This window comes from Asaia siamensis (assembly GCF_014635085.1).
GTDB lineage: Bacteria > Pseudomonadota > Alphaproteobacteria > Acetobacterales > Acetobacteraceae > Asaia > Asaia siamensis.
Map to the genome: position 1 here is coordinate 23,744 of NZ_BMCH01000008.1, position 22,276 is coordinate 46,019.

Genomic DNA, 22,276 nt, shown 5'->3' on the forward strand with positions numbered 1-22,276 from the left:
ACCCGTCCTTGCGTGTTGCGTCGATCCTATCAAGGAGTTTGCCCGACCATGGTGCCTCGTTACAGCCGCCCCGAAATGACCGCTATCTGGTCGCCCATCAATCGCTACCGCATCTGGTTCGAGATCGAAGCTCTGGCCTGTGAAGCCATGGCAGAACTGGGTGACATGCCGAAAGAGGCCGCCAAGGTCATTCGTGAGCGCGGCGATGCCGCCATGGCTGCCTTCTCCGAGGCAGATGTCGCGCGTATCGACGAGATCGAAGCCGTTACCCGACATGATGTGATTGCCTTCCTGACCTGGCTTGCCGAGAAAATCGGGCCGGAGAGCCGTTTTGTGCATCTGGGCATGACCTCGTCCGACGTGCTTGACACCTGCTTTTCGGTGCAGCTCGTTCAGGCGACCGACCTCCTTCTGCAGGATCTCGACGCAGTACTCGCCGCTCTCAAGAAGCAGGCATTCGCTCACAAGGATACGGTCACGATCGGCCGCTCGCATGCCATCCATGCGGAACCTACCAGCTTTGGCCTGAAGATTGCGGGTCACTATGCCGAATTTGCCCGTAATCGTGAGCGCCTTCTGGCAGCCCGCAAGGAAATTGCCATCTGTGCCATCTCGGGCGCTGTCGGCACCTATGCTCATATCGACCCGCGCGTCGAAGATTTCGTCGCCGACCGTCTCGGCCTCGTTGCTGAAGACGTCTCGACCCAGGTGATCCCGCGTGATCGCCATGCCGCGTTTTTCTGCGCGCTCGGCGTGATTGCCAGTGGCATCGAGCGTCTGGCCGTTGAAGTGCGCCATCTGCAGCGTTCAGAAGTGCGCGAGGCGGAAGAGTTCTTCCATCCCGGCCAGAAGGGCAGCTCGGCCATGCCCCACAAGCGCAACCCGGTGCTCTCAGAAAATCTGACGGGTCTTGCCCGTCTGATCCGCTCGCACGTGGTGCCTGCGCTTGAAAACGTGGCCCTGTGGCATGAGCGCGATATCAGCCACTCGGCTGTCGAGCGCAATATCGGCCCCGATGCGACAATCGGTCTCGATTTTGCCCTGATGCGTCTGGCCGGGATGATGGACAAGCTCGTGGTCTATCCGGATCGCATGATGGCCAATCTCGAATCGCTCGGCGGTGTCGTGCATTCAGGCGAAGTGCTGCTGGCTCTGGCTCGCTCGGGTATTTCGCGTGAGGATGCCTATCGTATCGTCCAGCACAACGCGATGGAGACCTGGACCAAGCTTGGCCAGCCTGACGGGCGCAGCTTCCGCGAGAATCTCGACCGCGATCCGGAAGTTGCCGGTCGCGTCGATGCGAAGATCCTTGATGAAGCAATGGACAGCACACGACATCTTGTTGCCGTAGACCGCATTTTCAACAAGATTTTTGGTTAAGATCACATATTGGGTGTTGACCTTGTCGCATTGTCGTGTGGAAGTAACCTTGCTGTAATCTAAGATGCAAATCTGACGATCTCCAAAACCAAGGCTTCGAAATGGCTTCCACACCACGTCCTCGAGGGCACGCCCTTACGAATTTCATTGCCGTGATCGCCGCTACCGGCGGTCTTCTGTTCGGCTATGACACTGGCATCATCTCCGCCGCACTGCTGCAGCTCACGCCGCAGTTCCAGCTCACGACGGAGAGTGCCGAGATCGTCACCTCGGCGGTTATTCTCGGTGCGCTGATCGGCTGTATCTCGGCCGCCCCTCTCTCTGACAAGCTGGGTCGTCGCCGCACGATCATTGCTGCCGCGACGCTGTTCCTCATCGGAACGGTGATCGTCACTTTCGCGCATTCGGTCTTTGTCCTGACCTTTGCGCGCCTCATTCTTGGTCTTGCCATCGGTGCATCGTCCCAGATCGTGCCGATCTATATTGCCGAGATCGCACCTCCGGAGCGCCGTGGTTCGCTCGTGGTGGCCTTCCAGTTTGCCATTGCCTTCGGTCAGCTGATTTCCTTTGTTACCGGTTATCTGCTTCAGGATTACTCCTGGCGCCTGATGTTCGGCCTTGGTGTCATTCCTGCTGTCATTCTGTTTGTCGGCATGCTCTTCCTGCCCAATAGCCCGCGCTGGCTGGCCATGCAGGGCGAATTCGAGCGGGCGCGTGAAGTGCTGCGCAGCGTGCGTAAAAGCGATGCGGAAGCCGATCAGGAGCTGCAGGACATCCAGGACCAGCATGACGAGAAGGCGCCGCTTTCCGAAGTGTTCAAGCCCTGGGTGCGTCCGGCCACCATCGCGGCTGTCGGTATCGCACTGCTCTGCCAGCTCACGGGCATCAACGCGGTCATGTATTATGCACCGACCATTTTCGCCGATGCCGGGTTTGGCCAGTCCTCTGCGCTTCTGACCTCTGTGGCCGTGGGTGTTTCCATGGTCGGTACGGTCGCTTTCGGTGGCTGGGCAGTTGATGCCTGGGGGCGTCGTACCCTCATGCTGCGCATGATTCCCGGTGCGGTCGTATCGCTCGTGCTGCTTGGCTTCATGTTCTTCACGGGCCAGACCCATGGCTGGGGTGCATTCGTCACCGCCGCCGCTGTCGTGGGCTACGTGGTCTTCAACGTCGGCAGCCTTTCTGTCGCAATCTGGCTGGTGGGTGCCGAAGTATTCCCGCTTTCCTGCCGTGGCACGGGTATGAGCCTTGTTGCTGCCAGCCACTGGGGCGCCGATCTCATCATCTCGCTCACCACGCTCAGCATGGTGAAGGCACTTGGTGCCGGTGGGACGTTCTGGCTGTTCGCTGCCGTGAATGCGCTCTCTTTCTTCTTCGTCCTGCGCTATGTGCCCGAGACCCGTGGCCGTTCGCTGGAACAGCTTGAAGCATCGCTGCGTGACGGAACATTTGCTCCGATAGCACGTGAAAAAGCGGCTGCAGCCAAGTAATGGTCCTGCCCCCGCCAAAGGGGGCAGAACGGCGCGATCATGGGTATGAACGGCGGGGCTGCGCTGCTATATGCGTGGCAACGCCGTTTTACCTTTTTTGAAAGATCGTCATGGCACGCCGTCGTCAGCTTTATGAAGGAAAAGCCAAGATCCTTTTCGAGGGACCCGAACCGGGAACACTCGTTCAGTATTTCAAGGACGATGCTTCCGCCGGAAATGGCGTGAAGAAGGGCATCATCACTGGCAAGGGCGTGCTGAACAATCGCATCAGCGAACACCTCATGCTTCGCCTGCATGAAATCGGCATCCCGACCCATTTCGTTCGTCGCCTCAACATGCGCGAACAGCTGATCCGCGAAGTCGAGATCATCCCCCTCGAAGTGGTTGTGCGCAACGTCGCCGCTGGCTCGATAGCCAAGCGTCTTGGTCTTGCCGAGGGCACACGTCTGCCGCGCTCGATCCTCGAATATTACTACAAGAACGATGCGCTCAACGACCCGATGGTGTCGGAAGAGCACGTTACGGCTTTTGGTTGGGCGAATGCGCAGGATCTCGACGAGATCAACGCCTATGCGCTGCGTACCAATGATTTCCTCACGGGCATGTTCCAGGGCATCGGCATCCAGCTTGTCGATTTCAAGCTCGAATTTGGTCGCCTGTGGGAAAACGACGAGATGCGCATCGTTCTTGCCGACGAAATTTCACCCGATAACTGCCGCCTGTGGGACACCAAGACGAGCGAGAAGCTCGACAAGGACCGGTTCCGCAGGGATATGGGCCGTGTCGAGGAAGCTTATCAGGAAGTGGCTCGCCGCCTGGGCATCCTGCCCGAAGCAGGGAATGGCGATCTTAAAGGACCGGAGGTTATGCAATGAAAATTCGCGTCAATGTCATGCTGAAGGAAGGCGTGCTCGACCCCCAGGGCAAAGCCATCGGTCATGCGCTCGAAGTACTCGGCTTCGCCAATGTCGGTGAAGTGCGCGTCGGCAAGACCATGGAGTTGGAAATCGCGACTGAAGACCGCTCTGCAGCGCTGGAACAGGGCGAAGCCATGGCTCGCGAATTGCTGGCCAATCTGGTGATCGAGGATTTTGCAGTCGAGGTCATTGGATGACGCCGAAAAAGGCTTTCCTGACGGCAATTGCGCTTGCATTGCCCATGGGCGCCCTTGCCGGTGTGGCGCAGGCCGATGAGCATCGTCTCTCACCCATGCAGGCTGGTCGCTTCGGCCAGATCTGCTCCAAGCCCCAGGGCAAGGCCGTGTGCGATGCCTATATCGCTGGTATGGCCGATTCAGGCGCGCTTTCCGCGCTCAATGCCAAGAGCAATGGCGACGCCAGCACGGTTGCTGGTTTCTGCGTGCCTGATGCCGAGACCACCGATGCCATGCGCGGCAAGGTCATCTCCTGGCTCAAGGCGCATCAGGACGTTCTGAAATATCCGGTAGGGAAAGCCGTCTTTGCGGCGTTGCATGACTCCTATCCGTGTTCGGCTCAGGGAGGCAAACCATGAAAGCGGGTATTGTCGTCTTTCCGGGTACCAATCGCGAACGCGATATGGAGCAGGCGCTGCGTCTCGTCAGTGGCAAGGCACCGACCATGCTCTGGCACCGCGACACGTCTCTGCCTGACCTCGATCTGATCGTGCTTCCGGGCGGGTTCAGCTTCGGCGATTATCTGCGTTCTGGCGCCATGGGCGCCCATTCGCCGATCCTGCGCGAAGTGCGCGCCTTTGCCGAACGTGGCGGCTATGTGCTTGGCGTCTGCAATGGTTTCCAGATCCTGACTGAGGCGCAGCTTCTTCCGGGTGCGCTTCTGCGCAATGCCGGAATGCGTTTTCTGTCGCAGGACGGTTATCTTCGCGTCGAGAACAGCGATACGGCCTTTACGCGTGACTGGGCGAAGGGCGATGTCTTCCGTGCACCACTCGCCCACGGCGATGGCAATTATACGGCATCGGAAGCCGAGCTTGATCGCCTTGAAGGCGAAGATCGTGTGGCCTTCCGCTATGTCTGCGCCAAGGGTGGTCTCGATGCGACAAGCCGCATCAGCAACCCCAATGGCAGCCAGCGTTCGATTGCCGGTATTCTGAGCGCCAACAAGCGCGTCTGCGGTCTGATGCCGCACCCTGAAAACCTGGTTGATCCCGATCTCGGTGCGACAGATGGCGTGCCGCTGTTTTCGGGTCTGGTGAAGAGTCTCGTCGCATGAGCATGATCGTCAACGCTGAACTCGCCGCGCGCTTCGGTCTTTCCGCTGAGGAATACCAGAAGGTGCTCGACATCATGGGCCGCGTGCCGAGCCTGACCGAGCTGGGTATCTTCTCGGTCATGTGGTCCGAGCATTGCTCCTACAAATCGTCCCGCGTTCATCTCAAGACGCTGCCGACAAAGGCTCCCTGGGTCATTCATGGACCGGGTGAAAACGCTGGTGTCGTCGATATCGGAGACGGTCTTGCGGCCGTTTTCAAGATGGAAAGCCATAACCACCCGTCCTTCATCGAACCCTATCAGGGTGCGGCGACCGGCGTCGGCGGTATTCTGCGCGACGTGTTCACAATGGGGGCCCGTCCGGTCGCTAATCTGAACGCGCTTCGCTTTGGCGATCCAAGCCTGCCTGTCACGCAGCGCGTGATCGACGGCGTGGTGCGCGGCATTGGCGGTTACGGCAATTGCGTCGGCGTGCCGACGGTCGGTGGCGAGATTAATTTCCACCCGGCCTATAACGGCAATCCTCTGGTCAATGCCATGACCGTTGGCATCGCGTCGCAGGACAAGATCTTCCTGTCAGCAGCGGCTGGTATCGGCAACCCGGTTGTTTATGTCGGCTCCAAGACCGGTCGCGATGGCATTCATGGCGCCACCATGTCTTCGGCCGAATTCGATGAACATGCTGCCTCCAAGCGCCCGACGGTGCAGGTGGGTGACCCGTTCACCGAAAAGCTCCTGATCGAAGCCTGTCTTGAGCTGATGGCGACTGACGCGATCGTGGCCATTCAGGATATGGGCGCTGCCGGTCTGACCTCGTCGGCTGTCGAGATGGCTGGCAAGGGCGGTGTGGGCATCGAGCTCGATCTCGACCATGTGCCGCAGCGCGAAACCGGCATGACTGCCTATGAAATGATGCTGTCCGAGAGCCAGGAGCGTATGCTCATGGTGCTCAAGCCCGAACGTACCGATGTGGCCCGTGCCATTTTCGAGAAATGGGACCTTGATTTCGCGATCGTAGGTGTTCTTACGGATACGGCGCATATCACGGTCAAGCATCTGGGCAAGGTCGAGGCGGATATTCCTCTTGCACCTCTGGCTGATGAAGCACCGCTTTATCATCGTCCGATGACCCATGCCGAGCCTCCGGCACGTCTGGGCACAGTGGCCGATCCGGCTGGTGTCGAACACGCGCTGCTGACCCTGCTGGGCTGCCCTGATCTCGCCTCGCGCGCCTGGGTATGGAACCAGTATGACAGTGGCGTCGGTGGCCAGACAGCTCGTCGTCCAGGTGCAGCGGATGCGGCGATAGTGCGTGTCGAGGGTACGAAGCGCGGTCTCGCCATGACGACGGATTGCACACCGCGCTATTGCCAGGCCGACCCGCGTGCGGGTGGGGCCCAGGCCGTGGCGGAAGCCTGGCGTAACATCACGGCAACTGGCGCCCTGCCTCTGGCCGTGACGGATAACCTGAATTTCGGCAACCCTGAAAAGCCGGAAATCATGGGTCAGTTCGCCGATGCCATCAAGGGCATGGGTGAGGCCTGCCGTGCGCTCGACTTCCCGGTCGTGAGCGGCAATGTCTCGCTCTACAACCAGACGAGCCATCCGAGCGGACTGAGCCAACCGATCCTGCCGACCCCTGCGATCGGTGCGATCGGTGTCATCGAGGACGTGACCAAGGCTATCGGCCTGGGCATGCCCGATCACGCTGAACTCGTGCTGATTGGTGAAATTCGCGGTGAGCTTGGCCAGTCTCTCTGGCTGCGTGAAATCTGCCATCGTGAAGAGGGTGCGCCGCCCGTTGTCGACCTGCACGCCGAACGCCGCAATGGCGACTTCGTGCGTCGCATGATTGCAAAGGGCTGCGTCGAAGCCTGCCATGACATCGCCGATGGTGGTCTGCTCGTGGCAGTTGCCGAGATGGTCATGGCAAGTGGCGTCGGCTGTCATCTCGACAAGCCGCATTACGGCACAAGCCTTCATGCCTATTATTTCGGCGAGGATCAGGCCTGCTACGTGATTGCCACGAAGCATGCAGCTGCGCTGATCGACGAGGCTGAAAAGGCTCACGTGCCTGTTCGTCATCTCGGTCGCACGGGGGGCACTCATCTTGTTCTCAAGGACGGGATGTCGCTTTCTGCCGAGCGCATGCGTGAGGTGAATGCCGCCTTCTTCCCCAAACTGATGGAGCGCTGATCCATGCCCATGAGTGCAGAAGAAATCGAGCGCACCATCAAGGCAGCTCTGCCTGATGCGGTAATCGAGATTCAGGATCTCGCAGGCGATGGCGATCATTATGCTGCGACCGTGGTCAGCGCTGCTTTCGCGGGGCTGCCGCGGGTGCGCCAGCACAAGCTGGTCTATGATGCGTTTGGCGGGCGTATGGGGACAGAGCTGCATGCTCTGGCCCTGAAAACACAAACCCCCTGACAATCGAGACTTGTTGGGTCTATAATCGCGTATTATCGACCCAACGCGGCTCTCGCGAACAGGAGTGAACCATGGCAGAAGCCATTTTCCAGCAGATCCAACAGCTTATCGACGCCAACCCTGTCATGCTTTTCATGAAGGGCGACAAGCTTTTCCCGCAATGCGGTTTCTCGGCTCGTGTCGTCCAGATCCTCGGCCATATGGGTGTGGATTTCGAAACGGCCAATGTGCTGGCAAGCGCGGAAATCCGCCAGGGAATCAAGGATTTCTCGCAGTGGCCGACAGTGCCCCAGCTTTACGTCAAGGGCGAGTTCATCGGTGGCTGTGACATCGTGACCGACATGTTCCAGAGCGGCGAACTGGAGTCTCTTTTCGAAGAGAAGAATATCGCCAAAAAAGTGGTCTGATCCTGCCTTGGTTATGCCATAAATTATGCGTTCTGCCACCGTTTTGACCCAAACTGTGGCAGTAATGCAACGTCAGAATTTCTCGTGAAAAATTTGCTTCTTCGCCTCTTGTTGCCCTCAGCGTCTCCTGCATAACCTGCTTGAAGTCATTCAGAGGGAAGTAAAAATGCGGCGTCTTTCGGTTCTCAAGCTTGTCACTTCAGTTGTCGTTGCGGGAGCCGCTTTCGCTTCTTCCGACGCCAAGGCAAGAGAGATCACCGACTGGGAAGCCTCCAAGCTTACCCTCGACGCACTGACCGCCACCCCAGTCTATCATCGCCCCGTTGTCAGCCATAGCCATCATGCTGCGGCCATCCATCAGGCTGCTGCGCATCACACTGCCATGCCGTCGCGTCGTTCGCTGGTTCACACCGTCGTCTACCATGCAAAGGCTCCGGTGAGCGGCAAGGCGCATCATGCCCGCCGTCACGGCTGATCTGGCGTAGCCTGTCAGGATTCCCTGTCGGGATATCCTTTCAAACCCTCTCGCTTTTTCCTCTACAGACTGATCGTTCCGATGCCTTTTGCAAAAGGCATCGCGTGTCGCGTATTCATTGCGCGACTTTGCGGTTCAACAGGACCGCAGGATATCCGGAATCCAGCGCATTCCGCCCGACATGTCATGAAGGGCCAGGTCAAAGCGCGTCTCTTCCCGGCACCACAGAGCGTTTTTGTGAATGAGATATTCGGCTGCGCGTAACAGCCTTTTCTGCTGGGCAGGTGAGAGTGCGAACGCGGCCTCATCAAGGGTCCTGCGCTGCTTCACCTCGACAAAGAGAAGTCTCTTTGGCGAGGCCGCAATGAGATCGATTTCGCCATAGGGTGTCCTGCATCGCGTCGCGAGAATGCAGCAGCCTTTCTTAAGCAGAAACGCGCCTGTGCGTCGTTCAGCTTCGAGCCCGGCAGCATGGGCCGCATGGCCTCTTGCTTGCCGGGTGAGGGTCATGCGCCGCGCGCGATAAGCCGTGCCGCTTCGACGGCGAAATAGGTCAGTACGCCGTTGCATCCGGCGCGCCGGAAGGCGAGGAGGCTTTCCAGAATGGCGCGATCGCGATCGAGCCAGCCATTCTGTATGGCGGCCATCAGCATCGCATATTCGCCTGACACCTGATAGGCGAAGGTCGGTACGGCAAAGTTGTCGCGCACACGCCGGATGATATCCAGATAAGGCATGCCCGGCTTGACCATGACCATATCGGCGCCTTCCTGTAGATCCTGCGCCACTTCGCGCAGGGCTTCGTCAGTATTGGCAGGGTCCATCTGATAGGTCTTCTTGTCGCCCTTAAGCAGGCCGCCCGACCCAAGCGCGTCACGGAACGGACCGTAAAATGCCGAGGCATATTTCGCGGCATAGGACATGATACGGGTGTTTTCATAGCCCGCCTTGTCGAGTGCTGCTCTGATGGCGCCTATGCGGCCATCCATCATATCGGATGGCGCAATGATATCGATGCCTGCAGCGGCCTGGTTCATGGCCTGAAGGGCGAGTATCTCGACCGAGGCATCATTGACGACATACCCATTCTCGATCAGCCCGTCATGCCCGTGGTCGGTATAGGGATCGAGGGCCACATCACCGATTAGCCCCAGATCGGGATAGAGGCGCTTGATTTCGCGGGCTGCCCGGCACATCAGATTATCGGGGTTCGTGGCCTCACGCCCCTTCGAATCACGGATGTCGGGTGGGGTGATCGGAAAAAGGGCGACGGCGGGGATGCCGAGCGCCACAGCTTCCTCAAGATGACTTTCCAGCAAATCGATACTGACGCGTTCAACACCAGGCATGGAGCTGACCTGCGTCCGCGTGTTCTGACCGTCACATACGAAGATCGGCCATATCAGGTTGTCGGTCGTCAGCGTGGTTTCAGCGACCAGCTTGCGGGTGAACCCGTCAAAGCGGTTGCGGCGGGCGCGACTAAGTGGATAGGCGCCAGTAATCATCGAGACAGCTCCCCGGTGGTGAGTTTGCTTTTCTTGTAGCCATAGGCGGCATACACGCCCAGCCCGGCAATCAGCCACAGAACAAGCCGCAGCCAGGTCAGGCTATCGAGCGAAAACATGACGACGGCACAGCTGATGATGCCGCAGATCGGCATGATCAGACCGCCCGGCGCCTTGAAAAGCCTGGGGCGGTTCGGCTCACGGATACGCAGGATCAGCACACCGACACAGACAAGGACAAAGGCCAGCAAGGTGCCGATGGAGGTCATATTGCCCAGTACCGAAATGGGCACGAGCCCGGCCAGAAGGCAGGTGACGACAAGAAAGATCAGGTGAGAGACGGCGGGGGCACGGGTGCGAGGGCTCAGGCGACCGAAAATGGCGGGCAGCAACCCGTCGCGCGACATGGCGTAGAACACGCGTACCTGACCCATCATGAGGCCCATCAGCACCGAGGTATAACCGAACAGGATGCTGAATTTGAGCGCACCCTGCAGCCAGAAGAGATGGGTCACGTCGATGGCTGTAGCAACCGGGCTGCCATCATTCTCCATCTGGCGATAATCGACGACGCCGGTCAGGACGAAGGCGAAGGCGATATAGATGATGGTGCAGATCATCAGACTGCCCAGAATGCCGATCGGCATGGTGCGCTCAGGCCGTTTCGCTTCCTGTGCCGTGGTCGCGATGATGTCGAAGCCAAGATAGGCAAAGAAGATCATGCCCGCTGCACGCATGATCCCGGAAAGGCCGAAATGACCGAACTCGCCCGTATTGGGGGGAATGAACGGCGTATAATGCGCGCTCTGGATATAGGGCGTGCAGAAAATCATGAATGCCAGGATGACGGAGAGCTTGAGCACCACCACAATGGCATTGATGCGTGTCGATTCGGTAATGCCGCGCAGCAGAAGCAGAACGATCAGAACGAGCGCCGCCATGGCGGGGAGATTGATCCAGCCATGGGCTGAGCTGCCATCGGCCAGCGTTACCATGGTCATGGGCGAGGCCATCCATCTCGGATCCGGGTGGAGGTTCCACTGCCCGAGAATGGAAGACAGATAGCTCGACCAGCTCGACGCAACCGCAGCGGCACCAACTGTGTATTCGAGAACGAGATCCCAGCCGATGATCCAGGCGACCAGTTCGCCAAGAGTCGCATAGGCATAAGAATAGGCCGATCCCGCCGCGGGAATCATGCTGGCAAGCTCGGCATAGCAGAAAGCGGCAAAGCCGCAGGCAATGGCGGCAACCACGAAAGCCAGAATAACGGCGGGCCCGGCATTATGGGCTGCGGCGATACCTGTGAGAGAAAAAAGCCCGGCCCCGACAGTCGTCCCGACACCCAGCGCGATAAGGGCAAACGGGCCGATAACGCGCTTCATGCCATGTTCGGCGGTGTCATTCGTACCGCTATCGATCGGTTTGCGTCGCCAGAGAGCGGCGAGGGGCTGGGGCATTCAGTCTTCCTCTAAAACGTGTCACGCGCGCTAAACGGGTTGGCGGCGGGGGGAAATCTGGGATATTGGCGTTCGTGATACGCCATTTTGTGCGTCTGCGCGCCCCCTCTGGGAGAGAAAAGAATGTCAACTCGCGAGAACATGTCCGCTCAGCACGATTTCTTTCATCGCGGCCTGAATGAGGCCGATCCAGAGGTCGCGGCGATCATCAATGCCGAGCTGGTGCGCCAGCAGGACGGGATCGAACTGATCGCGTCCGAAAACATCACGTCCTTTGCCGTGCTGGAAGCCCAGGGCTCGGTTCTGACCAACAAATATGCTGAGGGCCTGCCGGGCAAGCGCTATTATGGCGGCTGCGTCGATGTCGACCGCGTCGAAAATCTTGCCATCGAACGCATCAAGGCCCTGTTCGGGGTCGAATTCGCCAATGTTCAGCCGCATTCGGGCGCCAATGCCAACCAGGCGGCTTTCATGGCGCTCGGTAAGCCGGGTGACACTGTGCTTGGCATGAGCCTTGCCGCTGGTGGTCACCTGACCCATGGCGCAGCACCGAATTATTCCGGCAAGTGGTTCAATGCCGTGCAGTACGGCGTACGCGCCGAAGATGGCACGCTGGATTATGAGGAAATGGAGCGTCTGGCACGCGAGCACAAGCCGACGATCATCGTGGCTGGTGGTTCGGCCTATCCGCGTCATATCGATTTCGCCCGCTTCCGTCGTATTGCCGATGAAGTCGGCGCCTATCTGATGGTTGACATGGCCCATTTCGCGGGTCTGGTCGCGGCCGGTCTGTTCCCGAGCCCTGTACCCCACGCTCATATTGTTACCAGCACCACCCACAAGACCCTTCGCGGCCCGCGTGGTGGCATCGTGCTCACCAATGACGCCGATATTGCCAAGAAGGTAAACTCGGCCGTGTTCCCCGGCCTGCAGGGTGGCCCGCTCATGCATGTCATCGCTGGCAAGGCCGTGGCATTCGGCGAAGCGCAGGGTGAGAAGTTCAAGGCCTATCAGACGGCGGTTGCTGATAATGCCCGCGTTCTGGCGGAAGAGCTGGTTGTGCGTGGCTTTGACATCGTGACCGGCGGCACCGACTGCCACCTGGTGCTTGTTGATCTGCGCCCCAAGAAGGTGACAGGCAAGATCGCCGAAGCCGCTCTCGAGCGCGCTGGCATCACGGCCAACAAGAACGCCATTCCGTTCGACCCGGAAAAGCCCTTTGTCACCTCGGGCATCCGTCTCGGCAGCCCGGCTGCGACCTCGCGTGGCTTTGGCAAGGAAGAGTTCCGCACCATTGCCCGCATGATCGATGAGGTTCTGAGCGCTTTCGGCACCGATGCGCAGGATGCCGTCGAGCAGCGCGTGCATGAAGAGGTCAAGACGCTCTGCCGTCGCTTCCCGATCTACGACGTCGCTTATCCCGGCGCCTGAGAGAGACCTTCGCCAGTCGCCCCGTGACCGGGGCGGCTGTCAGAGACGTCGTGCGAGACGCACGGCAAGCTGGCCGCGCCTGACACAGAGATTGGGCATGATCAGCACGCAATGGTCGTAGGGCGTACAGATTTCGTCCTCGCCATCGGTGGCGATAACCGTCCCTGCCGACTGGATCACGTGGCCGCCCTGATAGGGCTCAGTGAACGCAAAGCTCGCGCTTCTTGCGACAACGTTATCGGTCACTGTGGCCTGATGCGCAGCACCGTTGTCGGTATGTCGTGCGCCGAAATGCAGAAAAGCAGCATTATCGACAAATTGCCTGATCACACGGGCACTGATTTCTACCGTTTCGGGGCGCCAGTGCTGTCCGGCTTCAAGCAAAACGCTGGCAGGTGCGCCTGAGGCAGCCATAAATCGCTCATGCTCGATCAGACGGGCGCCACCCACATGACCGAGATCGGTGAGGGTGAGGAACTGAGTGTCCGATCTCGACGAGAGCATTCCCGCCAGCGCAATGGAGCGCTCGGTCTGAGGCGAGATGAAGAGCGGCGCTGACTCCCAGAGCATGGAGTGCAGGTCGAGAAGCAGATCGCTGCGCTGAATGATCGGCAGTAATTCTATTGCCCGTTCCATCTCGACAGAACCGGGGGGAAGGTCGAGACGGTCATGCGACCATACCCGGTTGAGATCTTCAGCGATGAAACGCGACGCTGTGGGATTTTCGGGATTGAAACGCCGGAACGCTGCCATATTGGCAAAAACAAAGCGCAGCACGCCACAAATCGGACGGATATCCTCGCGCAACAGGCGGTCTGAAGCTGCCGCCCCGGCAAACTCATTACCGTGAATAAGAGAGACTACGGTTATCTCGGGGCCTGGCATACCGCTATCGCGTTCAATGACGCCAGCGATGCCGTTATTGCCTTTTTCCCAGGGGGTAAGGTCGGGCGTTTCGATCAGGATGGGAAAGTCTGGCAGACGGCGGGGCAGGGCGAGCGTGGGAAGCAGGCGCTGGCGACGCTTGCGCACCGGATGATGGTCCCGCGGTGAAGCCCCACAACTCATGGAGCCAGACACACCTGTCGCACGAGGCGCTCGATCATGATTTCGCACCGCGTCAGCTGGTCGCGCTCTATCCATTCATCGGGCTTATGGGCCTGGGCAATATCACCGGGTCCGCAGACAATGGTCGGCAACCCTGCCTGCTGATAGATGCCCGCCTCCGTACCATACGAGACATAACCCGCGCTGTTGCGGCCCGTAATCTGCTGGAGCAGTGAAACGAGAGGCGCGCTCTCAGGCAGTGCCAGAGGGGGGAGGTCGACGAGGGCGGTATACTCCAGACCGCATTCAGGCCAGGCGTCACGCAGGGCCTGGTCGATAGGAGCGAGGCGATGGCGGATGCGCGCAAAAATCGCTTCATTGCTGTCGCCCGGAACAGCGCGCCATTCCATCTCGAAGCTCGCCTGTTCGGGCACGATGTTCAGAATGCTGCCGCCCTGCGCGAGCCCGACCTGCATGGTTGTGTGATCGGGTTCGAAGCCGCTGACATGCGGGCCGTCGCGCTCGAATTCATCGGCCATGGCAGCGATTTCAGCGATGGCGCGCCCCATAGCATGCAGGGCATTCGCGCCCAGCGCCGGTTGTGACGAGTGTGCCGGCCGGCCTTTGATGTCCACGCGTATGGTAAAGCGCCCTTTATGGGCGATGATCGGCGAGAGTAGCGTGGGCTCACCGATTACACAGAAATCCGGCATCAGATCCCGCAATTTCACGTCTTCGATGAGATAGCGCGCGCCGTTGCAGGTGATTTCTTCATCGAAGGTGAAAAACAGATGCACGGGTTTGCTGAGTGTCTTCGCCTTGATAGCCGGGACGGCCGCCAGCATGGCTGCGACGAAGCCCTTCATGTCGGCAGCACCACGTGCGTAAAGCTTGCCGTCCTTTTCGGTCAGGGTGAAGGGATCACGCGACCAGTCCTGTCCCTCTACCGGCACGCAATCGACATGGCCGGAAAGAGCGAGTCCGCCCTTCTCCTGAGGCCCCAGAATGGCGTGCAGATTCCATTTGCCGTCTTCCGGCCCGCGATGCCGCGAATAGGGCACCTCATGCGCATCGAGCCAGGATTCGATCCACTCGATCAGCGGCACATTGGGGTTCCGGCTTGTCGTGTCGAACGCGATAAGCTTTTCCAGAATCGCGACGCTGTCCATCAGTCGGGCCTTGGGAGGGGTCATAACGAAGAGTTTAGACCCCTGTCATGACAAACCTCAAGGCCAGCCCTCTCAGGAAACGATGCTGATGCGATAGCCGATCTCTTTTTCGATGGCGCGCAGCAATACGCGTTCATCTCGCGTGCAGAAGGCAAGTGCGGCACCTCTCTTGCCTGCGCGGGCGGTTCGACCGATGCGATGAACATATGTCTCGGCTTTTTCTGGCAGGTCGTAATTCACGACCAGAGCCACGTCATCGATATCAAGCCCACGCGCGGCAACGTCTGTGGTCAGCAGAATTTGAGCCCGCCCGGCGCGAAGCGCGTCGACTGCTTTCTGTCTTGCCCCCTGGGCAAGGTCACCATGCAGCACGGCGATGGACAGTCCCGCCTTGCGCAGAAGCTTGCCGATCTGGTCGACCGACGCCTTCGTGCGCAGAAAGACGATCTGGCGTCCTTCTGTCTCGGCGCACAGCCGGGTGAGCGTAGCCGGCTTCTCTTCCGTCTCGACGAACATTGCTCGTTGCTTGATGCGTCGCGGCGTTACGGTCTGGGTGGCGAATTCGAGTGTGACCGGCTTGTAGAGCAGGCGATTGGCCAGAGCCCGCCCGGCAGCCGGGAGTGTTGCCGAGCACAGCATGGCCTGACGCCTGTCCGGAAGATGCGGGATGATCTCGTCCATGGCGGTCAGGAAGTCTTCATCCAGCATCTGATCGACCTCATCGATCACGAGCATCGTCGTGGCATCAAGCCGGCAGGCGCCGCTCATGAGAAGATCGATCAGCCGCCCGGGGGTCGCCACGGCAATATCGACGCCCTCCGCCAGAGCCTCGACTTGGGCATCTTTCGGCAGGCCACCGCAGAGCAGGCGGGTGCGGAAGGCCAGTCTTCTGCCGATCTGGCGGCAGACTCCGGCAATCTGGGTGACGAGTTCACGTGTGGGGGCCAGAATCAGTACACGGGGCGCACCCGGCTGACGCGTGTCCTTGGAGGCAAGCAGATGCTGGAACGCTGGCGCCGCATAAGCGGCGGTCTTGCCTGAGCCGGTCTGTGCGATCAGCAGCACATCCTTGCCGCTCAGCACTTCCGGCCAAACGCGCGTCTGCACCTCGTTTGGCTTGTCGATACCGACCTGTTTCAGTCCGGCGATGATCAGAGGGTCGAAAAGTGGTGTGTCGGTCGAGAAAGCTTCGGTCATGACTGCTTCTTGCCAAAGTTCTGCGGGTGAAGGAATTGTTCAGTTATGAGTGTAGCCATCATTGCTGAAGATTTTGCCGGAATGCGCGCCCAGGCGAGCGGTCTTGTCGAACGGGCGGGACTGGAATGGCATTTCCATCCGGTCCGTATTGAGGGATTCTGGAAGCGTATCCCCACCCGGTTCTGTCCTGCGCCATTGCGTGCAACCGCGCCAATCGAGCTGCCCGAAGAGACGCGGCTGCTTGTCAGCGTCGGCGGAACGGGGGGCGCAGTCGCCGCTGCGGTCAAAAAGCGAACGGGATTGCCTCTGGTGCAGATCCAGAACCCGCGCATGGCGGCCCGTCACTTCGATCTGATTATCGCCAATGTGCATGATGAGATCGCCGGGCCGAATATCGTGTCGGTGCGCACAGCGCTTCATGGTGTGACGAGGGCGAAGCTCGACCTTGCACGGGCGAAATGGCAGCAGCGTCTGGCTGTGCCTGACAGGGCTCTGCTGAGTGTGCTGATTGGCGGCGCCAATGGCCGTTTTGGTTTTGGAGTTACTGAGGCACGAGGTCTCGCCGATCATCTGATCACGATCATGAACAGCGCCCCTGTTGCCGTTGCTCTGACACCGTCGCGCCGCACCGACGCGGAGGCGTTGAATGTGCTGAAGGAAAGGCTCGCCGCGCATCCTGCCTGGATCTGGGACGGGGAGGGAGAGAACCCCTATCACGGGCTGCTGGCCTGTGCAGACGCCATTGCGGTGACAACCGACAGCGTTTCGATGATGTCTGAAGCCGCTGCAACCGATGCGCCTGTCATGATTATCGATCTGCCGGGTCGGTCGCGCCGGATTTCAGCGTTTGTGCGCACTCTGGCAGAAGCCGACCGCGTTCGTCCCTTTACTGGTAAATGGGCCCCCTGGTCAGTAACGGCGCTTGACGATACCGGCAGAGGGGCAGATGAAATGATTCGGCGTCTCGCTCTCTGAAGCAGGAGTGGCGGGGTCCGTAATAAAGAAAACGGGTACAGGACGACCATGCTCGATATCATCACCTTCGACGCTCAGGGCGGCGGAAACATCCTCTACAAGGCGCTTGCCCATCCGGTGGCGAGTGAGGCCCTCAGGAGGTTGGAAACGACACTGACAGAAGGGGGCGCTTTCGCGGTTTACGACCCGGCTAACTGGCTGCGCACTTTGGTCGCGCTTTATCCGGGCCTGAAACCAAACGCAGGCGTCTATACGCATGACAGCGAGCAGGTTGGCCAGCCGGATGGGCTGGGTGGCACAAAGCATGCCCTGACAGACCTCTCCGCGGGTGATGCGACGATTGTGCTGGCGCTGTCATTCGAGCATGAAAAAATGTTGTCGCGCCTTGCCCGCGTGACACATTCCAACCAGCAGGTGCTTTCGCTCGAGCCCGCAAAGCTGCCCGACTGGATGCTGAGCAATCCGCGCAATTATCTCGACAAGCTGAATTTTGCGACGAATTTCGCTTTCTTTCGCGAAGACTCACGCTTCAGCACACGCCTGGTGACGGCCAATTACTGGTGCAACTACGACGCGGTCGATGTGCGTTACTGGATGCGCCTCTACGATGAGAATGGCGTCATTCTGGCCGAGTGGCAGGAAGAAGTGCCCGACGCGCCTGCCGGCATCGTGGTGGATAGCGCTGTCATCCGGAAGCGCTTCAATCTGCCCGCATTCTGTGGGCAGCTTTTCATTCATGTTCTCGGCGCGCGCGGGCATGATGTCGTGAAATACGCACTCGATACCTATGGCAAGAACGGCGAGCCGAGCCTCTCGGTCACGCATGATGCCAATGCCTGGCCGTCGCCGCGCTTTGCGACGCTTCCTGCGCCCCGTGACGGTGAGAAGCTGGTGCTCTGGATTCAGAACAGCCATGCAACGCCGATCCCTGCCGGGGCGATCACCATCAATCAGATGGGCGAGGAAAAGCATTTCGAGGTGCCTGTGGCGGTTGGGCCGTTTTCGACCTATGCGCTCGATGTGGGCGCGCTGGTGACAGGCATCGTCTGGCCAGCCCAGCTCGAACTGCGTTCGGGCAACCACCTTGTCCGGCCGCGCTACGAAATTACCCAGGGCGCCCTGACACGTATTGCGCATCTCAATGTCGAGCGTCGCGATCTGTCGCCCGAGCCGTCGCTGCGCAAGCTTCCAAAATCGATGGGGCGCGGCTTCGTCCTGCCATTTCCCATTCTCGACCCACGGCATTTCACGAGCGTCGTGCAGCCAAACCCGATGTCGGAAAAAATCACCAGCCTGCCGCTGCGGCTGGATATCTTCGACGAGTCAGGAACGCTGGTCGGACAGAAATTTCTCGGCAACCTCCCGCGTAATCACGAGACAGCCATTGCCCTGCATGAACTGACCGATCGTGCCGGTCATGCGGACCTTGTCTATGATTTTCGCGATGGCGGCGAAGGCGATGGCTGGATGCATGCCCTCATGCGCTACGAGAACCGTGAGAACGGCCACTCAGCCGAGACGAGTTTCGGCGGTCATATCTTCAATACGCTCATGACCTGGCGCTCCGAGCCGCAATCCTATTCCGGCCCGCCGCCGGGTCTGACGACACGCCTGTTCCTGAAGCTGGGTCAGGAAGGGCATGAGAGCTTCTCCTGCCTTATCCATCCCGCATCGGTAGAGGGGACGGAGGCTTCGGAAACCATCCTCCATCTTTATTCCAACGCCGGTGTGGAGCTGGAGCGCCGCAAGATAAGCATCAATCCGTCAGGGTCGTTCATGGTCTGGCCGCACGAGATTTTCGGTGCCGAAAAACTCGCTGAGGCAGGGATTGGCGGCTACGTGCTGATTCGTGACATGTCATGCCGCCTGTTTGGCTATCATGGCCAGAGAAACGGGGCAGGCGGCTTCTCGCTCGATCATATGTTTGGCTTCTGATCAGGTTTTTTCGTTTTGCATCTTGTCGCGTCTCCTGCCCTTTGCTAGAGACGCGTCACCGCAGGATGGGTGCGTAGCTCAGCGGTAGAGCACTGCCTTCACACGGCAGGGGTCACAGGTTCAATCCCTGTCGCACCCACCATCCTCACCCGCAGAAAACCGCCGTTTTTTGAAGATTGGCCTTGATAGGCATTAGTTCGCTGCGGTCTATCCCGGCACGTTTCGAGACGAGTCATATCGTGTCAAACTGTGCCAGATCCGTGCCCCTAGCACTAATCAACGAAATACTGCATGCCCGCACGGCGGTTTCGCTGTGTGACCTGCTGCAGCTTATTCCTTGTCGTCTCATCGATAGGACAGCGGATTTTGATTCCGCCAATCTTGGTTCGAACCCAAGCGAGGGAGCCATGCTGCGCGTTGGCGTGCGAGAGAAAACGCGCCTGAATCCACGCGTTGTTTCTCGCTCGCCAAGACAGGTTGCAGCCTTTTGTGGTCTCTGAAGTGCTGGCTTGCTTTCTAGAGCATGACCCGCTGAGACCTGACCCGCCTGTGTAACAACTTGACCTCACATGATTACCAGTTCCAGACTGCCTGTTCCTGCTCGCGAATATGCTGTTCCAGTTCGCGTGGCAGGATATTGCGGAAGCGTGATTTGGGATCGAGTGTGATATCGGCCATGGTCTCGATATCCTGATCGTCCTTGTATTGCGGCATGTCGAAGCTGAGCGCGCTGTAATCGAAGAGATCGTTCTCGCTTTGCCAGTAGCGCGGCCCTTCCATGATCAGGTCGTTGAAATTCGTCTGATAAGGGCCCGGATTGATGGTGGCGATGGTAACATCGCGCTCGGCGAATTCCTGATGCAGTGATTGCGCAAGCGTTTCTAGCGCGTGTTTTGAGCCACAATAGGCACCTGCAAACGGAACGGTTAGGATACCGCCAATGGACGACATGAAAACGATGCGTGTCGGCCCGCTATTCCTGCGAGCATGGAGATATTCACGCGTCAGGGCGAGCGTTGCAAAGAAGTTGATTTCATACTGCTCGCGCAAAATATCGTCGGGCATGTCGGCGAGCGAGCCGCCCTGACCGATACCGGCATTATTGACGAGGATATCGAAATCTTCGCGAAGAATACGTCCTCGGTCACGAACTGAAGTGATGTCGAGCCTCGAGACTTCGAGCGTCAGCCCCAGTGCCTCGGCCTCCTGCCGCAAGGTGCCGACCTGCGAGGTTATTTCAACCCTGGCATGCACGCTGTGGCCGCGACGCGCGAGGGAAAAGGCGAGCATGCGGCCGAACCCTGTTCCGGCGCCGGTAATAAGAATGCTGGTCATGACGATATCTCCGTGGAGGTGAGGGCCTGTGCAGCAGCCTGTGCTGCCGTGTGATCGCTGTCCGGCTTGTCGCTTGACAGCCCGATGAACAGCGTTTCGCCGGTCGGGCTGTGAGAGATCAGTCCACCCGCAAGAAAGCAGTAGCGTGTGTCCTTGATGGCCCCTGTGATTTGCGGCAGGGCAAGCAGCGTCTGCGTGTCGAGCTGAAAGGCATGAGCTGTGACAGCCTTTGCACGGCTGAAACCCTCACTGCAGGGCAGGATTTCGGTGCTTCGGAAAAACAGGATTTCCTGGCCCTGCTCGTTGAGGACGCAACAACAATATCGATCCGAATGCGCTGCGATGGCGGTCATCGCCTTGTCGATGCGGCTGTAAAGCGTGTGCATGGTGAAGCTCTTTCCGTCAGGGGCATCATGCGAAAGCCGCGGATCGCGCTGAGCGATTGGCGTCTTCCTTCGTGCTGCCAGCTTGTGAGAGCTCAACCTTATCGATAGGGTCTGGCGGATATATCCCTATATATCCAGAAATCCGGCTGAAAGCGCCAGATGTCACTCAGTGAAGGGGACGTTGTAGAATGGATCTGCTCGACCGGATCTTCCTGTCTCTCAGAACGCAAGGGGAGGTGTGGGGGCGTATCACCCTGGCGGGGCGCTATGGTCTGGCTTTTCCAAAGCAGCATGCCGTTTTCATGGCCGTGATGGAGGGGCAGTGCCTCATCAATCAGGACGAAGGGCCGCTCATCACTTTGTGCGAGGGAGATTTTCTCTTTTTTCCTGCTGCCTCCCGTTTTCATCTTCGCAGCGATGCCGAGATCGCCTTCACAACGCCGTTGACCGCATCCCAGCTTGCGACATGGCAGGAGACGAGCACCCTGGAATATCAGGAGAATACAGGCGCAGGCGTTTCTCTTGTGGTCGGTTGTTTTACGCTCATATCGGCGGAGGCCCCTCTGCTGTTCCAGGAATTGCCGCCAATCCTGCATGTGTCCGCAAGTGAGGCCGATACTTTGTCGCGTCAGGTTCGGAAGATGATGCGTGACGAGATTTTAAGCGTCGAGCCCGGTGCGTCGACCACGGTCGACCGGTTGGCAGAGATACTGATGATACGGACCCTCAGGCAGGCGATCAGGGACAATGCCCGGATCGACGGCGCCGGGTGGCTGAGGGCGATGGGTGACACCAGAATTCACAGGGCAATGCAGTTGATGCATGATGACCTTTCGATGGTCTGGACCGTATCCGGGCTTGCCCAGCAAGTTGGCATGTCGCGCTCGGCTTTCGCTGATCGTTTTCGACGGCTGGTCGGCATGACGCCGATGGAGCATCTGATAGGCTGGCGCATGGCCTTTGCTGCCGATCTGCTCAGATCGGATCGAAAGATGAAGATTGAGTCGGTTGCCGCAAGAGTTGGCTATCTGTCGGAACGCGCTTTTCGCGAGGCTTTCTCGAAAACCTATGGCTGCAGCCCTGACAGATATCGCAGATCATGATGAGGCGATGAGTTGGGTTCCTGCAAGTCACCTAATCTCAGCTGGCGCAGCCAACGCCCTCTCTGGACGTAGACATAGTGATGTCAGCGCAAGAGCGCGGGTAGAGGCTTGTCTGTATAGGGATTTTCGGGTGACGAGACGGTCACTGCACGACGCCGCGCAAGAGTAACGGGAAAGACCTCCTGGGCCGAGCCAGCTGTGGCTGCTCGTTTTCTATCGGGTTTCTCATGCTCTTGCGCGGCGGGCGCCGCACGTAAAGCTGGATGTCTCTTGCTGGTCTCGGTGTAAATATAATCCCTGATATTCCCTACCTGGAGGGAATATCAGGTGAAGGTCCCAAGT

The 22,276-nt window shown here is 59.0% G+C and carries 22 protein-coding genes and 1 tRNA gene; 15 read left to right on the top strand and 8 right to left on the bottom strand.

Features of this window, described 5'->3' with window-relative positions; translation table 11 throughout:
• The first annotated feature begins 48 nt into the window (after positions 1-48).
• From purB to IEV53_RS13145, 10 genes are all read left to right on the top strand, one after another.
• Positions 49-1,380, top strand: a complete 1,332-nt coding sequence (purB, locus tag IEV53_RS13100; protein WP_188427285.1) for an adenylosuccinate lyase — start codon at positions 49-51, stop codon at positions 1,378-1,380.
• Between the two features lie 101 nt (positions 1,381-1,481).
• Positions 1,482-2,870, top strand: a complete 1,389-nt coding sequence (locus IEV53_RS13105) for a sugar porter family MFS transporter (protein WP_188427286.1) — start codon at positions 1,482-1,484, stop codon at positions 2,868-2,870.
• Positions 2,871-2,980: 110 nt separating this feature from the next.
• Entirely contained in the window at positions 2,981-3,745 is a 765-nt protein-coding gene (gene purC, locus IEV53_RS13110) for a phosphoribosylaminoimidazolesuccinocarboxamide synthase (protein ID WP_025886165.1), read from the top strand.
• On the top strand, positions 3,742-3,984 hold the full coding sequence (gene purS, locus IEV53_RS13115) for a phosphoribosylformylglycinamidine synthase subunit PurS (RefSeq protein ID WP_188427287.1): 243 nt from the start codon (positions 3,742-3,744) through the stop codon (positions 3,982-3,984). Before purC ends, purS begins: the two co-directional genes overlap by 4 nt.
• Positions 3,981-4,382: a Rap1a/Tai family immunity protein gene (locus IEV53_RS13120; protein WP_188427288.1), complete on the top strand. Its 402-nt coding sequence runs from the start codon at positions 3,981-3,983 to the stop codon at positions 4,380-4,382. Before purS ends, IEV53_RS13120 begins: the two co-directional genes overlap by 4 nt.
• A complete protein-coding gene (purQ, locus tag IEV53_RS13125) occupies positions 4,379-5,080 on the top strand; it encodes a phosphoribosylformylglycinamidine synthase subunit PurQ (RefSeq protein ID WP_188427289.1) in 702 nt (233 codons plus the stop codon). The genes IEV53_RS13120 and purQ overlap by 4 nt, the downstream gene beginning before the upstream one ends.
• Complete coding sequence (gene purL / locus IEV53_RS13130; RefSeq protein WP_188427290.1) at positions 5,077-7,275, top strand: phosphoribosylformylglycinamidine synthase subunit PurL; 2,199 nt, start codon at positions 5,077-5,079, stop codon at positions 7,273-7,275. Before purQ ends, purL begins: the two co-directional genes overlap by 4 nt.
• Positions 7,276-7,278: 3 nt before the next feature.
• The gene (locus IEV53_RS13135; protein WP_188427291.1) at positions 7,279-7,509 is read left to right on the top strand and encodes a BolA family protein; all 231 of its coding nucleotides are present in this window, start codon (positions 7,279-7,281) and stop codon (positions 7,507-7,509) included.
• A 71-nt stretch (positions 7,510-7,580) separates the two neighbouring features.
• A complete protein-coding gene (grxD, locus tag IEV53_RS13140; RefSeq protein ID WP_188427292.1) occupies positions 7,581-7,916 on the top strand; it encodes a Grx4 family monothiol glutaredoxin in 336 nt (111 codons plus the stop codon).
• A 166-nt stretch (positions 7,917-8,082) separates the two neighbouring features.
• Entirely contained in the window at positions 8,083-8,391 is a 309-nt protein-coding gene (locus tag IEV53_RS13145; RefSeq protein ID WP_188427404.1) for a hypothetical protein, read from the top strand.
• A gap of 135 nt (positions 8,392-8,526) precedes the next feature.
• Here IEV53_RS13145 and IEV53_RS13150 read toward each other — a convergent pair whose 3' ends face one another.
• From IEV53_RS13150 to IEV53_RS13160, 3 genes are read right to left on the bottom strand one after another with little or no spacing between them, the layout of a single operon-like run.
• On the bottom strand, positions 8,527-8,901 hold the full coding sequence (locus tag IEV53_RS13150) for a YraN family protein (protein WP_188427293.1): 375 nt from the start codon (positions 8,899-8,901) through the stop codon (positions 8,527-8,529).
• Entirely contained in the window at positions 8,898-9,896 is a 999-nt protein-coding gene (gene hemB / locus IEV53_RS13155; protein ID WP_188427294.1) for a porphobilinogen synthase, read from the bottom strand. The genes IEV53_RS13150 and hemB overlap by 4 nt, the downstream gene beginning before the upstream one ends.
• Entirely contained in the window at positions 9,893-11,356 is a 1,464-nt protein-coding gene (locus IEV53_RS13160) for an APC family permease (protein WP_188427295.1), read from the bottom strand. The genes hemB and IEV53_RS13160 overlap by 4 nt, the downstream gene beginning before the upstream one ends.
• A 123-nt stretch (positions 11,357-11,479) precedes the next feature.
• Here IEV53_RS13160 and glyA point away from each other — a divergent pair, with 123 nt between their 5' ends.
• Positions 11,480-12,787, top strand: coding sequence for a serine hydroxymethyltransferase (gene glyA, locus IEV53_RS13165; protein ID WP_371869884.1), 1,308 nt, complete (start codon positions 11,480-11,482; stop codon positions 12,785-12,787).
• Positions 12,788-12,826: 39 nt separating this feature from the next.
• Here the strand turns inward: glyA and IEV53_RS13170 are convergent, their stop codons facing one another.
• The 3 genes from IEV53_RS13170 to IEV53_RS13180 all read right to left on the bottom strand — a co-directional run bounded on the left by IEV53_RS13170 (position 12,827) and on the right by IEV53_RS13180 (position 16,200).
• The gene (locus IEV53_RS13170) at positions 12,827-13,855 is read right to left on the bottom strand and encodes a M14 family metallopeptidase (RefSeq protein ID WP_188427296.1); all 1,029 of its coding nucleotides are present in this window, start codon (positions 13,853-13,855) and stop codon (positions 12,827-12,829) included.
• Positions 13,852-15,003: an acetylornithine deacetylase gene (gene argE / locus IEV53_RS13175; protein WP_229719890.1), complete on the bottom strand. Its 1,152-nt coding sequence runs from the start codon at positions 15,001-15,003 to the stop codon at positions 13,852-13,854. Before argE ends, IEV53_RS13170 begins: the two co-directional genes overlap by 4 nt.
• Positions 15,004-15,075: 72 nt before the next feature.
• Positions 15,076-16,200 (bottom strand): DEAD/DEAH box helicase, encoded by a 1,125-nt coding sequence (locus IEV53_RS13180; RefSeq protein WP_188427298.1) that lies wholly within the window; start codon positions 16,198-16,200, stop codon positions 15,076-15,078.
• Between the two features lie 45 nt (positions 16,201-16,245).
• Between IEV53_RS13180 and IEV53_RS13185 the strand changes: the two genes are divergently transcribed.
• The 3 genes from IEV53_RS13185 (at position 16,246) to IEV53_RS13195 (ending at position 19,252) form a co-directional block, all read left to right on the top strand.
• Complete coding sequence (locus IEV53_RS13185) at positions 16,246-17,175, top strand: mitochondrial fission ELM1 family protein (RefSeq protein WP_188427299.1); 930 nt, start codon at positions 16,246-16,248, stop codon at positions 17,173-17,175.
• Positions 17,176-17,223: 48 nt separating this feature from the next.
• Positions 17,224-19,110 (top strand): hypothetical protein, encoded by a 1,887-nt coding sequence (locus IEV53_RS13190; RefSeq protein ID WP_188427300.1) that lies wholly within the window; start codon positions 17,224-17,226, stop codon positions 19,108-19,110.
• 67 nt (positions 19,111-19,177) lie between these two features.
• Positions 19,178-19,252: transfer RNA gene (locus IEV53_RS13195), tRNA-Val, on the top strand.
• 431 nt (positions 19,253-19,683) lie between these two features.
• Here the strand turns inward: IEV53_RS13195 and IEV53_RS13200 are convergent.
• Positions 19,684-20,445, bottom strand: coding sequence for an SDR family oxidoreductase (locus tag IEV53_RS13200; RefSeq protein WP_188427301.1), 762 nt, complete (start codon positions 20,443-20,445; stop codon positions 19,684-19,686).
• Positions 20,442-20,831, bottom strand: a complete 390-nt coding sequence (locus IEV53_RS13205) for a heme-binding protein (RefSeq protein ID WP_188427302.1) — start codon at positions 20,829-20,831, stop codon at positions 20,442-20,444. The genes IEV53_RS13200 and IEV53_RS13205 overlap by 4 nt, the downstream gene beginning before the upstream one ends.
• 188 nt (positions 20,832-21,019) lie before the next feature.
• On the opposite strand from IEV53_RS13205, the gene IEV53_RS13210 reads away from it, so the two are divergent.
• Positions 21,020-21,934: an AraC family transcriptional regulator gene (locus tag IEV53_RS13210; RefSeq protein ID WP_188427303.1), complete on the top strand. Its 915-nt coding sequence runs from the start codon at positions 21,020-21,022 to the stop codon at positions 21,932-21,934.
• Positions 21,935-22,276 lie beyond the last annotated feature (342 nt).